At 66.8% G+C, this 13,344-nt stretch carries 11 protein-coding genes; 2 read left to right on the top strand and 9 right to left on the bottom strand.

Features of this window, described 5'->3' with window-relative positions:
- Window positions 1-294: 294 nt before the first annotated feature.
- The gene (locus DPV79_RS35560; RefSeq protein ID WP_113047605.1) at window positions 295-2,166 is read right to left on the bottom strand and encodes an ABCB family ABC transporter ATP-binding protein/permease; all 1,872 of its coding nucleotides are present in this window, start codon (window positions 2,164-2,166) and stop codon (window positions 295-297) included.
- Window positions 2,167-2,340: 174 nt separating this feature from the next.
- Between DPV79_RS35560 and DPV79_RS35570 the strand changes: the two genes are divergently transcribed.
- On the top strand, window positions 2,341-2,736 hold the full coding sequence (locus tag DPV79_RS35570; protein ID WP_027789162.1) for an acyl-CoA thioesterase: 396 nt from the start codon (window positions 2,341-2,343) through the stop codon (window positions 2,734-2,736).
- A gap of 36 nt (window positions 2,737-2,772) precedes the next feature.
- Here the strand turns inward: DPV79_RS35570 and DPV79_RS35575 are convergent, their stop codons facing one another.
- The gene (locus tag DPV79_RS35575) at window positions 2,773-3,255 is read right to left on the bottom strand and encodes a nitrate reductase associated protein (RefSeq protein WP_113047606.1); all 483 of its coding nucleotides are present in this window, start codon (window positions 3,253-3,255) and stop codon (window positions 2,773-2,775) included.
- A gap of 115 nt (window positions 3,256-3,370) precedes the next feature.
- Here DPV79_RS35575 and fdhD point away from each other — a divergent pair, with 115 nt between their 5' ends.
- Window positions 3,371-4,213 (top strand): formate dehydrogenase accessory sulfurtransferase FdhD, encoded by an 843-nt coding sequence (gene fdhD / locus DPV79_RS35580; protein WP_425267371.1) that lies wholly within the window; start codon window positions 3,371-3,373, stop codon window positions 4,211-4,213.
- A gap of 51 nt (window positions 4,214-4,264) precedes the next feature.
- On the opposite strand, the gene DPV79_RS35585 is transcribed toward fdhD, so the two are convergent.
- The 7 genes from DPV79_RS35585 to nudB form a co-directional block, all read right to left on the bottom strand.
- Complete coding sequence (locus DPV79_RS35585) at window positions 4,265-5,032, bottom strand: enoyl-CoA hydratase (RefSeq protein ID WP_021158423.1); 768 nt, start codon at window positions 5,030-5,032, stop codon at window positions 4,265-4,267.
- Between the two features lie 91 nt (window positions 5,033-5,123).
- The gene (locus tag DPV79_RS35590) at window positions 5,124-6,323 is read right to left on the bottom strand and encodes an acetyl-CoA C-acyltransferase (protein WP_021158422.1); all 1,200 of its coding nucleotides are present in this window, start codon (window positions 6,321-6,323) and stop codon (window positions 5,124-5,126) included.
- Between the two features lie 26 nt (window positions 6,324-6,349).
- Window positions 6,350-8,785: a 3-hydroxyacyl-CoA dehydrogenase/enoyl-CoA hydratase family protein gene (locus DPV79_RS35595; RefSeq protein WP_113047607.1), complete on the bottom strand. Its 2,436-nt coding sequence runs from the start codon at window positions 8,783-8,785 to the stop codon at window positions 6,350-6,352.
- A gap of 112 nt (window positions 8,786-8,897) precedes the next feature.
- Window positions 8,898-10,685: an acyl-CoA dehydrogenase C-terminal domain-containing protein gene (locus DPV79_RS35600; protein WP_113047608.1), complete on the bottom strand. Its 1,788-nt coding sequence runs from the start codon at window positions 10,683-10,685 to the stop codon at window positions 8,898-8,900.
- A 58-nt stretch (window positions 10,686-10,743) separates the two neighbouring features.
- A complete protein-coding gene (locus DPV79_RS35605; protein WP_006751498.1) occupies window positions 10,744-11,343 on the bottom strand; it encodes a TetR/AcrR family transcriptional regulator in 600 nt (199 codons plus the stop codon).
- A gap of 199 nt (window positions 11,344-11,542) precedes the next feature.
- A complete protein-coding gene (clsB, locus tag DPV79_RS35610) occupies window positions 11,543-12,817 on the bottom strand; it encodes a cardiolipin synthase ClsB (protein ID WP_059649750.1) in 1,275 nt (424 codons plus the stop codon).
- Window positions 12,814-13,308, bottom strand: coding sequence for a dihydroneopterin triphosphate diphosphatase (gene nudB / locus DPV79_RS35615; RefSeq protein ID WP_021158417.1), 495 nt, complete (start codon window positions 13,306-13,308; stop codon window positions 12,814-12,816). The genes clsB and nudB overlap by 4 nt, the downstream gene beginning before the upstream one ends.
- Window positions 13,309-13,344: the final 36 nt, after the last annotated feature.

Raw genomic sequence — 13,344 nt, forward strand, 5'->3', positions numbered from 1 at the left:
GCTGAGCGGCTGAGCGGCTGAGCGGCGGTTCGGCGGTTCGGCGGTTCGGCGGTTCGGCGGTTCGGCGGTTCGGCGGTTCGGCGGTTCGGCGGTTCGGCGGTTCGGCGGTTCGGCGGTTCGGCGGTTCGGCGGTTCGGCGGTTCGGCAGTCGATACCCCGACTTGTCACCGACTGCGCGACCGATCGGCACCGGACCAAGCTCCAGGATCCGATGTCGCCGACGCTTCGCCAAATCCCCCGGCCCTGACGGCACCACACCGCCCGTTCCTGCCGCGCACCGCGCAATACCCGCGCCTACGCGGCCTCGGCCTCTTCCCCGCCCGCCGCCGCGCGCTGCTGCTGCAGCGCCCACATCTGCGCATACAACCCGTCGGCGCGCACGAGTTCGTCGTGCGTGCCGCGCTCGACGATCCGCCCGTGATCCATCACGAGGATCTGCTGCGCGTGCACGACCGTCGACAGCCGGTGCGCGATCACGAGCGTCGTGCGATGCCGCGCGATCTGGTCGAGCTCGTGCTGGATCGCCCGCTCCGAGCGCGAATCGAGCGCCGAAGTCGCCTCGTCGAACAGCAGCACCGGCGGATCCTTCAACAGCGTGCGCGCGATCGCGACGCGCTGCTTCTCGCCGCCCGACAACTTCAGCCCGCGCTCGCCGACCGGCGTGTCATAACCCTTCGGCAAGCTTTCGATGAAATCGTGGATGTGCGCGGCGCGCGCGGCCGCGATCACCTCGTCGCGGGTCGCGCTCGGCCGGCCGTACGCGATGTTGTAGTAGATCGAGTCGTTGAACAGCACGGTGTCCTGCGGCACGATCCCGATCGACGCACGCAGCGAATCCTGCGTGACGTCGCGGATGTCCTGGCCGTCGATCAAGATCGCGCCGCCCGCCTGCCGGTCGAGATCGTAGAAACGGAACAGCAGCCGCGACAGCGTCGACTTCCCGGAGCCGCTGTGGCCGACCACCGCGGTCGTCGTGCCCGCATCGATCGTGAAGGAGACGTCGTGCAGGATCGGCCGCGCCGGCTCGTACGCGAAATTCACGTGCTCGAAGCGCACCTGCGCGCCGGCGACCGCGAGCGGCCGCGCATCGGGCAGGTCGGCCACTTCCTTCGCGGCCGACAGCAACCCGAACATCCGGTCCATGTCGGTGAGGCTCTGCTTCAGCTCGCGATAGACGACGCCGAGAAAGTTCAGCGGAATGTACAGCTGCAGCATGAACGTGTTGATCAGCACGAGATCGCCGAGCGTCAGCTTGCCCGCGAGCACGCCCTGCGTCGCACGCCACAGGATGAACACGAGCCCCGTGCCGATGATCGCCTGCTGGCCGAAGTTCAGCACCGACAACGAATTCTGCGAACGGATCGCAGCCTTCCGGTAGCGCTTCAGGTTCTCGTCGTAGCGCTGCGCTTCCCACTCCTCGTTGCCGAAGTACTTCACCGTCTCGTAGTTGATCAGCGAATCGATCGCCCGTGAGTTCGCGCGCGAATCGAGTTCGTTCATCGTGCGGCGGAAATGCGTGCGCCAGTTGGTGACCTTCACCGTGAACACGATGTACGTGACCAGCGCCGCAAACGTCACGTACGCGTAATAGGCCTCGTACTTGACCACGAAGAAGCCGAGCACGAGCCCGACCTCGACGAGCGTCGGCAGGATGCTGTACAGCGAATACGAGATCAGCTGCTGGATGCCACGCGTTCCGCGCTCGATGTCGCGCGACATGCCGCCCGTCTGGCGTTCGAGATGGAACCGCAGCGACAGCCCGTGCAGGTGCCGGAACACCTGCAGCGCGAGCTGGCGCACCGCGCTCTCGGTGACCTTCGAGAACAGGATCTCGCGCAGCTCGGTGAACAGCGACGTCGACAGCCGCACGAGCGCATACGCGACGACCAGCAACCCGACGCCGCCCGCGAGCACGATGCCGGCCGACTGTTCGGCGCGGCCGAGCGCGGTGATCTGCTGCACGTAGGACAGGTGGTCGACGATGCGCTTCATCACGACCGGCACGCCGAGGTTCGCGACCTTCGCGCCGATCAGGCAGGCGAGCGCGAGCGCGACGCGCCATTTGTAGGTGGTCAGGTACGGCAGCAGCGACCGGATGGTCTGCCAGTCGTTGCGGGGCCCGGTCGAAGCCGGCGCGGGCTCGCCGGAAGCGGGAAATCGGCGCATGGGGGAAGTCTCTGTGGCGGTGCACGACGCGTGTATCGGCGGCCGGCTTGCGCACTTTCTCGTACAATTTGCGAACGTTGTATTGTCGCAGAAGCCGCTTCGCGCCGCTGCCGGCGCCCTCGCCGGCCGGCCTGCGCACGGCGGCATGTTTCTTACAGGATGAAAGCACCCGCCATGACCGATTCGACCCTCGAACTCCCGCAAAAGCAGCCCGCGCTGCGCGTCGTCCCGCAACCGCACGACGCGAACGTCCACGGCGACGTGTTCGGCGGCTGGATCATGTCGCAGGTCGACATCGCCGGCTCGATCCCCGCGAGCCAGCGCGCGAACGGTCGCGTCGCGACGGTCGCGGTCAACTCGTTCGTGTTCAAGCAGCCGGTGTTCGTCGGCGACCTGCTGAGCTTCTACGCGACCATCATGCGCACCGGCAACACGTCGATCACGGTCGACGTCGAGGTGTACGCGCAGCGCATGCGCCTGATGGGCGAAATCGTGAAGGTCACCGAAGCGACGCTCACCTATGTCGCAACCGGCCCCGACCGCAAGCCGCGGCAACTGCCGCCGCTCTGACCGGCGAGCGCCGCGACCGTGCGGCGCACGGCCACCTCAGTGCGTGGCCGTCAGCCCGAACTCCCGCATCGCGGGCAGGAAATCGTGGTTCAGCTTCGGCTTGCGCGACAGCTTCACCAGCACGTAGCGCTGGAACGGCGCAAGCTGCTGCCACTGCGCGAGCCCGGGCGCCGTCAGCCCGGCCAGCGCGCTCTGCTGCACGAGCGACTCCGGCACGATGTCGGTGGCACGCCAGGCCGGCTGCTGGTCCGGCTGGAACCACGAGGGTTCCAGATCCGCGTGCGTGCGCAGCATTTCGAACAGCGCGTGATCGAAGTTGGGCTCGATCGCGGTGTCATCGTCGGCCGGAAAGCGTGCGAGCAGCTTGCGGTCCTCGAGCGGCAGCAGTTGCCACTGCTCCAGCGAAATCCGCAGACCGAAACGGTCGAGATTGAAACGCACGATCATCGGGATGTACGTGAAGTTTTCCGACGATTCGTGTTCGAAGGCGAATAACAGTGGAGCGTCGCTGAGTCCCATGGTCGTTACCTGATGTGGCGGATGCCGGCGCGGCCGGCTTGCCTGGGGTATTTTAGAACCTCTGCGCGCGGGCGGCGGATACGAATGCCGCCGCCCGCGCGCCGAATCAACGGGAGTGCTCGTGAATCCGACCGAATCCGGTGAAATGCGCGACGAACCGCGCGGCGCGATCGAACTGTCCGTGCGCCGCACGCGCGGGGGCGCCGTCGAAACCGCGCACGACTACGTGGGCCAGGAATGGCCCGTCGCACTCGTCTTCAACGGCATCTCGCACGCGGTGATGATGTGTACGCCGTGCGACCTCGAAGCGTTCGCGGTCGGTTTCGCGATCTCGGAAGGGATCGTCGCGCGCGGCAGCGACATCAAGGACATCGAGGTGATCCTGCACGCCGACGCCCCGCTGCCGCATGCGGAGGTCCACCTGGAGGTCGTCCAGCAGGCGTTCGCCGCGCTGAAGGACCGGCGCCGCGCGCTCGCGGGGCGCACCGGCTGCGGCGTATGCGGGATCGAAAGCATCGACCTGCTCGACCTCGCGCCCGAGCGCGTGCCCGATACCGGCTTTCTCGCGCGCCTCGCCCCCGACGCGCTGACGCGCGCGGCGCAGGCGCTGCCGACGCATCAGGCGCTCACGCGGCTCACGGGCGGCCTGCACGCGGCCGCGTGGTGCGACGCAACAGGCGCGATCCGGAAGGCGTTCGAGGACGTCGGCCGCCACAACGCGCTCGACAAGCTGATCGGCTCGCTCGTGCTGTCGCGCGCCGACCCGACCGATGGCTTCGTGTTCCTGTCGAGCCGCGCGAGCTACGAGCTCGTGCGCAAGGCCGCCCGCGTCGGCATTCCGATGGTCGCAACGATCTCCGCGCCGTCGTCGCTCGCGATCGAAATCGCGAAAGCGGCCGGCTTGCGGCTCGTCAGCTTCTGCCGCGAAACCGGCCACGTCGACTACGGCACGGCCTGATCGCGTTCGCGGCGGCGCGCCGGCGAGCCATCGCCGGCGCGGCCTGCTCCGTCAGTCGAACTGACGGAAATCCGGCTTGCGCTTCTCGAAGAACGCCGTCATCGCCTCGCGCGCTTCGGGCGCGCGCAGCATCGCGGCGAAGTGGCCCGCCTCCTCGGCCATCCGCGCGGACGTCGCCACACCGCCCGTATCCTTCAGCAGCGCCTTCGTCACGCGCAGCGATGCCGCCGGCAGCGCCGCGAGCTTCGCCGCCTGCTTCGCCGCGAACGCGTCGAGCTCGGCCGCCGGCAGCACGCGGTTGACGATGCCGATCCGGTGCGCTTCCAGCGCATCGAACGCCTCGCCGAGCAGCAGCTTCTCGGCGGCGACCTGATGGCCGGCCAGGCGCGGCAGCAGCACGCTCGACGCGGCTTCCGGGCACAGGCCGAGCTGCGCGAACGGCAGCGAGAACGTCGCGGTGTCGGCTGCGTACACCAGATCGCAGTGCAGCAGCATCGTCACGCCGACGCCGATCGCCAGGCCCGGCACGGCGGCCACGATCGGCTTGCTCGCGGTGCTGATCCGTGCAAGGAACTGGAACACCGGGGCGGTGTCGTCCTTCGGCGGCGCCTTCAGGAAATCCTCGAGATCGTTCCCCGCGGTGAAATTGCCGTCGCTGCCGCGCAGCAGGATCACGCGGATCGCCTTGTCTTCCTGCGCGTCGGCGAGTGCATCGGCCATCGTCTGGTACATCGCCGCCGTCAGCGCATTCTTCTTCGCCGGGCGTGCGATCGTGATCGTCATCACGCCTTCGGCGCGTTCCACTTGAATTTCGGCCACAACCGTCTCCTTGACTTTCCTCTATCGGAATGAAAAAACGGTGCGCGAGCTTGTGGCCCGCGCACCGTCGTCGCTTTGCGTCGCGTCCTGCTTACAGGCGTTCGATGATGCCCGCGGCACCCATGCCGGTGCCGACGCACATCGTGACCATCCCGTACTTAAGGTTACGGCGGCGCAGGCCGTGCACGACGGTCGCCGCGCGGATCGCGCCGGTCGCGCCGAGCGGGTGGCCGAGTGCGATCGCGCCGCCCATCGGGTTGACCTTCGACGGGTCGAGGCCGAGGTCGCGCATCACCGCCAGCGATTGCGCGGCGAACGCTTCGTTCAGCTCGATCCAGTCGAGATCGTCCTGCTTCAGGCCAGCGGCCTTCAGCGCGGCCGGAATCGCTTCCTTCGGGCCGATGCCCATGATTTCCGGCGGCACGCCGCGCACCGCGAAGCTCACGAAGCGCGCGAGCGGCGTCAGGTTGAATTCCTTCAGCACCTTCTCCGACACGACGAGCAGCGCGCCCGCGCCGTCCGACGTCTGCGAGCTGTTGCCGGCCGTGACCGAGCCCTTGTTGGCGAACACCGTGCGCAGCTTCGCGAGGCCTTCGATCGACGTATCCGCGCGCGGACCTTCGTCGAGCTTGATCTCGCGCGTCTTCACGTCGACTTCGCCGGTCGCGAGGTTCGGGAAACGCTCGGTGATCGTGTAAGCGGCGATCTCGTCGTTGAACTCGCCGGCCTGCTGTGCGGCAAGCGCCTTGCGGTGCGACTCGACCGAGAACGCGTCCTGGTCGTCGCGGCTCACCTTCCACTGCTCGGCGACGCGCTCGGCCGTCAGGCCCATCCCGTACGCGATGCCGAAGTCTTCATTGCGATCGAAGATGTGCGGCGACATCGACGGCTTGTTGCCCATCATCGGCACCATGCTCATCGATTCGCAGCCGCCCGCGAAGATCGCGTCCGATTCGCCGACGCGGATGCGGTCGGCCGCCATCGCGAGCGCCGTGATGCCCGACGCGCAGAAGCGGTTGACCGTCACGCCGCCGACCGTCTGCGGCAGGCCCGCGAGCAGCGCGCCCATCCGCGCGACGTTCAGGCCCTGTTCGGCTTCCGGAATCGCGCAGCCGATGATCGCGTCCTCGATCAGCTTCGTGTCGAAGCCCGGCACCTGCGCAACCGCCGACTTGATCGCGTGGACCAGCAGCTCGTCCGGGCGCGTGTTCTTGAAGACACCGCGCGGGGCCTTGCCGATCGGCGTGCGGCTGGCGGCGACGATGTATGCGTCTTGCAATTGTTTGCTCATTTGAGACTCCTTGCCTTATCGCTCGCTCAGTTACGCACCGGCTTGCCGGTCTGCAACATACCCATGATCCGTTCCTGCGTCTTCTGCGTGCCGAGCAGCTCGACGAACGCACGGCGCTCGAGCGCGAGCAGCCACTGCTCGTCGACGAGGCTGCCGGCTTCGACGTCGCCGCCGCACACGGCTTCGGCGATGCGGCTCGCGATCAGGTAGTCGTGGTCGCTGATGAAGCGTCCGTCACGCATGTTGACGAGCGATGCCTTGATCGTCGCGATCGCCGAGCGGCCCGCGACCGGCACGTCCTTCGCACGCAGCGGTGCGCGGTAACCGGTGGCGGCCAGCGCACGCGCTTCCTTCTTCGCGGCGTCGAGCAGTTCGAACACGTTGAAGACGATCGTGTCGGACGGCTTCACGTAGCCCATCGCACGTGCATCGTGCGCGGACGCCGAGACCTTCGCCATCGCCGCGTTCTCGAACGACTTCGTGACGAACTTCAGGATGTCGGTGGTCGCGTTCGCGGCCGTCGCGGCGTCCGCCGCGCGCAGCGCCGCTTCCTTCAGGCCGCCGCCCGCCGGCACGAGGCCGACACCCACTTCGACGAGGCCGATGTAGCTCTCGACGTGCACGACGCGCTTCGCGCTGTGCAGCATCAGCTCGCACCCGCCGCCGAGCGCGATGCCCGACACGGCCGCGACGACCGGCACGTTCGCGTACTTCACGCGCAGCATGCCTTCCTGGAACTTCTTCACGAACGGCTCGATACCCTTCGCGCCGCCCATCATGAACGCGGGCATCGCCTCTTCGAGGTTCGCGCCGGCCGAGAACGGGCCGCCCGGCGTGCCGAGCTTCAGCGACGTCGGCTGCCAGATCACCACGCCCTTGTAGTCCTTCTCCGCGAGTTCGATCGCCTGCACGAGGCCGTCGATCACGCTCGGTCCGATCGTGTTCATCTTCGACTTGAACGACACGATCACGACGTCGTCTTCACCCGCACGATCGTCGACCCATGCGCGCACCGCGTCGGTTTCGAACAGTGTCTTGCCGTACGTCTTCGGATCGGCGCCCGCTTCGCCGAGCAGCGGCGCGCGGAATACCTGCTTGTCGTAGACCGCGAGGTCCGAACGCGGCACGAAGCGCTTCGCAGCCGGTGCCCACGAGCCTTCGGCCGTGTGCACGCCGCCCTTCTCGGCAACCGCGCCTTCGAGCACCCACGACGGCAGCGGCACGTTCGCGAGCGCCTTGCCGGCCGCGATGTCTTCCTGCACCCACTCGGCGACCTGCTTCCAGCCGGCGGCCTGCCAGCCTTCGAACGGGCCTTCGTTCCAGCCGAAGCCCCAGCGGATCGCGAGGTCGACGTCGCGCGCGTTGTCGGCGATCGACTCGAGATGCACGCCGATGTAGTGGAACACGTCGCGGAAGATCGACCACAGGAACTGCGCGTGCGGATGGTCCGTCTCGCGCAGCAGCTTCAGGCGTTCCGCCGGCGGGCGCTTCAGGATGCGGCCGACCGTTTCGTCAGCCTTCGCGCCCGAGTCGACATAGGTGCCCGTCTTCGCGTCGAGCACCTTGATCGCCTTGCCTTCCTTCTTGTAGAAACCGCCGCCCGTCTTCTGGCCGAGCGCGCCCTGCTTCACCAGTTCGGCGAGCACGGCGGGCGTCTGGTAGACCGGGAAGAACGGATCGTCGGCGAGGTTGTCCTGCATCGTCTTGATCACGTGCGCCATCGTGTCGAGGCCGACCACGTCCGCGGTGCGGAACGTCGCCGACTTCGCGCGGCCGAGGCGGCTGCCCGTCAGGTCGTCGACTTCGTCGAAGCGCAGGCCGAACTTCGCGGCCTCGGTGATCACCGCGAGGATCGAGAAGATGCCGACGCGGTTCGCGATGAAGTTCGGCGTGTCCTTCGCGCGCACGACGCCCTTGCCGACGATGCTCGTCAGGAAGGTTTCGAGCTGGTCGAGGATCTCCGGGCGCGTATGCGCGGTCGGGATCAGCTCGACGAGGTGCATGTAGCGCGGCGGGTTGAAGAAATGCACGCCGCAGAAGCGCGACTTCAGCTCGTCCGAGAAACCTTCGGACAGCTTCGTGATCGACAGGCCCGACGTGTTGGTCGCGAAGATCGCGTTCGGCGCGATGTGCGGCGCGACCTTCTTGTACAGGTCGTGCTTCCAGTCCATCCGCTCGGCGATCGCTTCGATCACGACGTCGCACTCGGCGAGCTTCGCGATGTCGTCTTCGTAGTTCGCGGCCTCGAGGTATTTCGCGTCGTCCTTCACGCCGAACGGCGCGGGCGACAGCTTCTTCAGGTTCTCGATCGCCTTCAGCGCGATCGCGTTTTTCGGGCCTTCCTTGGCCGGCAGGTCGAACAGCAGCACCGGCACGCGCGCGTTGATGAGGTGCGCGGCGATCTGCGCGCCCATCACGCCGGCGCCCAGCACGGCGACCTTGCGAATCAGGAAATTGCTCACGGGATGTCTCCGGATAGTGTCGTGCAGCGCGGAGGTTGGGGCTGCACGGAGAAGTGAGTACCAGGAACCGATGCATCCGGGCGGCGCGCCTCGCGCCCCGCCCGGACTCGCGTCAGAACAGCGATTCGTCGACTTCCATCATCGTCTTCGAACCGGCGCGCGCGGCGCGGATCGTCGACGCCGTCTCGGGCAGCAGGCGCGCGAAGTAGAAGCGTGCCGTCGCGAGCTTCGACTTGTAGAACGGATCGCCCGACGCTTCGTTGTCGAGGGCGAGGCGTGCCATGCGCGCCCAGAAGTACGAGAACACCAGGTGGCCGACGGTGCGCAGGTACGGCACGGCGGCGGCACCGACTTCGTCGGGGTTCTGCATCGCCTTCATGCCGATTTCCATCGTCAGCTTCTGCACCTTGTCGCCGATGTCGGCGAGCGGGTTGATGAACTCGGCCATTTCCGGCTTCACGCCTTCGGCTTCCGCGAATTCCGTCACGAGCTTGCCGAACTTCTTCAGCTTCGCGCCCATGTCGCCGAGCACCTTGCGGCCCAGCAGGTCGAGCGACTGGATCGAGTTCGTGCCTTCATAGATCATGTTGATCCGCGCGTCGCGCACGTACTGCTCCATGCCCCACTCGGAGATGAAGCCGTGGCCGCCGTAGATCTGCATCGCGTGGTTGGTCGACTCGAACGCGTTGTCGGTCAGGAACGCCTTGATGATCGGCGTGAGCAGCGCGACGAGATCGGCCGCTTCCTTGCGCACCGCTTCGTCGGCGTGCGACAGCTCCTTGTCGATCTGCAGCGCGGACCAGTACGTGAACGGGCGCGCGCCTTCGGCATAGGCCTTCTGCGTGAGCAGCATGCGACGCACGTCCGGGTGCACGATGATCGGGTCGGCCGGCTTGTCCGGTGCCTTCGGGCCCGTCAGCGAACGCATCTGCAGGCGTTCCTTCGCGTACGTGAGCGAGTTCTGGTACGCGACTTCCGTGAGGCCGAGGCCCTGCATGCCGACGCCGAGACGCGCGGCATTCATCATCACGAACATCGCGTTCAAGCCCTTGTTCGGCTCGCCGACCATCCAGCCCTTCGCGCCGTCGAGGTTCATCACGCACGTCGAGTTGCCGTGGATGCCCATCTTGTGCTCGATCGAGCCGCACTTGATGCCGTTGCGCTCGCCCGGCTCGCCCGACGCGTCCGGAATGAACTTCGGCACGATGAACAGCGAGATCCCCTTCGTGCCCTGCGGCGCGTCCGGCAGGCGCGCGAGCACGAGGTGGATGATGTTCTTCGACATGTCGTGCTCGCCGCTCGAGATGAAGATCTTCGTGCCGCTGATCGAGTACGAGCCGTCGCCGTTCGGTTCGGCCTTGGTGCGCAGGATGCCGAGGTCGGTGCCGCAGTGCGGCTCGGTCAGGCACATCGTGCCCGTCCATTCGCCCGACACGAGCTTCGGCAGGTATTGCTTCTGGAGTTCCGGCGCGCCGTGCGCGTGCAGGCATTCGTACGCGCCGTGCGACAGGCCCGGATACATCGTCCATGCCTGGTTCGCCGAGTTCAGCATTTCGTAGAGCGCGTTGTTCACGAACGCGGGCAGGCCCTGGCCGCCGTAGTCCGGATCGCAGCCGAGCGCCGGCCAGCCGGCCTCGACGTATTGCTGGTAGGCCTCCTTGAAGCCGGTCGGGGTCTTCACGACGCCGTCGCCTTCATACGTGCAGCCTTCGCGGTCGCCAACCTGGTTCAGCGGGAACAGTACCTCGGAGCAGAACTTGCCCGCTTCCTCGAGGACCTGGTTGATCGTGTCGGCGTCGAGGTCCGCATGCTTGGGCATTTGCTTGACTTCGGCTTCGACGTTCAGAAGCTCGTGCAACACGAATTGCATGTCGCGCAGCGGCGCGGCGTACTGTCCCATGACTCTCTCCAAAGGTGGGCAAAACGGCTCGAGCTCCTGGCGGGCGGATCACGCGCCGCTAACGGCTCTCGCTCTGATACGAAACAATCGTCTTTTCCAGCGCGGCCCACGTGAGGCGCACCGCATCCGGCGAATGCAGGAAACGTGCGTCGTGATGCAGGCCGAGCGTGAAGCTGTACAACTCGAAGAGCATGAGGTCCGGATCGGTATCCGCACGCAGATGGCCTTCTTCCTTCGCCTGCGAAATGGCACGCAGCATCGCGGCACGCCAGGCCGTCACGCTCGCGATCAACTGCTCGCGCACGGGGCTGTCAGGCCGGTCGTCGTACTCGACGGCCCCGCTGATGTAGATGCATCCGGTCGTCACCTCCTGGATGCGCTTCTCCGTCCAGCGGGCCAGCATCGCCCGAAGGCGCGGCAAGCCTCGCGGCTCGCGCAGGCTCGGAAAGAACACCTCGTTTTCGAAACGATGGTGATACTCGCGGACGACCTCGACCTGCAGGTCCTCGCGCGATCCGAAGTGCGCGAACACGCCGCTCTTGCTCATCTGCATGCGCTCGGCCAGCAGGCCGATCGTCAGCCCCTCCAGCCCGTCACGGCTGGCGAGGTCCAAAGCAGCTTCAAGTATCGCGGCACGCGTCTGTTCGCCTTTTCGCATAGCTATTTCTGTAACCGTTCGGGGGTTCGAATAAAATCGAACGGCCGTACTATTATTGAGTGCGGCCGCTCGCGAAACAAGGAAATTATTAGAAACCGGTGTCTAACCGAGCCGCTATTTTGCGCGATTCCGGCGGGACCGGAGCGGCTTTTCCGCACGAACGTGCGGACAGATTTTTGAAGCGAACGCTTAGTCTGCGTCAGTCGTAACCGCCGACCGTCAGCGCCTTCATCACGACGCGATACGCCGTATAGGCGAGCCAGTTCAGCATGCGCTCGATGCGCGGGCGCGCGGCGAATCGGGCGGGGTCGATTTCGCGGCCGTCGGCGAACGCGGCCGCGATCGCGTCGCGCAGTTCGTTCGTGACAGCATCGTAGCGCACCAGCACGACATTCGCCTCATTGTTCAACATCAGGCTCAGCGCGTCCAGATTCGACGAACCGACCGTCGCCCAGTTGTCATCGATCACGGCCACCTTGCCGTGCAGCATCGTCCTGTCGTACTCGGCCACGCGCACGCCCGCGCGCAGCAGCGCGTGATACAGGAACGGCACGGCCGTATCGAGTGCCGCGAATTCCTTGCGGCCGATCAGGATCCGCACGTCGACGCCACGCCGCGCGGCGCCCGTCAGCGCTCGGCGCAGCTTGCGCCCCGGCATGAAGTACGGATTGGCCAGCAGGATCCGCTGGCGCGCCTGGCCGATCGCCGCGAGATACGCCTTCTCGATCGCGCGACGGTTCACGACGTTGTCGCGCGCGACGAACGCGACGCTCGGCTCCGTCACGACCCGCAGCGCGCCGGCCTTGATCCAGCGATGGCTGCGCATCCAGCGCCGGAACATGTCGGGGAACGCTTCCCCGCCATGCAGCCCAGCCGCGTATTGCGCATAGGGCTTGTGGCCGAACATGATCCGGTGCCACTGCAATTCGAACGCGGCGCGCACGTCCGACACCGCGGGGCCCGCCATCTCGACCGCGAAATCCCAGCGCGGAAACGGCAGCGTCGTGCCGCCCTGCGCGTAGTCGTCGACGATATTGATGCCGCCGCAGAATGCAACCGCGTGATCGATCACCGCGAGCTTGCGATGCGTGCGCGAGAAACCGAAGCGGCCGAACAGGAAACGGTTGTAGATGCAGTGCTCGACGCCGGCCGCCACCCACGTGTCGAACAGCGGCAGGCGCGCGGTGCCGATGCCGTCGGTGATCACGCGCACGCGCACGCCGCGCTGCGCCGCGCGGATCAGCGCGTCCGACACCGGCCGGCCGGCCGCGTCGTCGCAGAAGATGTAGGTTTCGAGCATCACCTGCTCGCGGGCGGCATCGATCCGCTCGATCAGTGCCCGAAAGAATGCGCCGCCGCCCTCGCACAGCCGCACGGTGTTGCCCGACGTAAAGGCGAGCCGCGACGCGGAACCGCGTTCCTGCAGGAACATCTGCCGCAATTGCGCGAAGCGCTTGCGGGCCTCCGCCGTCATGCGGACGAGCCGTGCGGCGCGCGCGACAGTGCCACGCGCGCGGGCAATTGCAGGATCGCCTCGGCATTCGACGGCGAGAAGCAGCGCGCGGCCGCCTCGCGGAACGGCAGCCACGCATGGTCGACGTGCTCGCGCGGCGACAGCGTCACGTCGACGCGATGCGGCACGCACAGGCCGAACCAGTGCTCGGTGTTGCGCGTGACGCCCGGTGCATAGCGGTGCAGGTATTGCGGATAGATCGTGTACTCGATCCGGTGGCGCCAGTCGACGAGCGCGCTGGCCGGCACATCCGCGGTGCCGATCGCGATGCCGGTTTCCTCGGCCACTTCGCGCGCGGCGGTGACCGCGAGCGGCTCGTCGAGCGCGTCCTTCGAGCCGGTCACCGATTGCCAGAAATCGGGCTGGTCGGCACGCTTGATCACGAGCACATCGAGGTCGGGCGTGTAGATCACGACAAGAACGGATTCGGGGATTTTCGGCGGCTTCGTCATCTTTGTTTCATGCAGCACAGGGCCGCGCGACGGGCA

This window comes from Burkholderia reimsis, from assembly GCF_003294055.1.
Classification (GTDB): Bacteria; Pseudomonadota; Gammaproteobacteria; order Burkholderiales; family Burkholderiaceae; genus Burkholderia; species Burkholderia cepacia.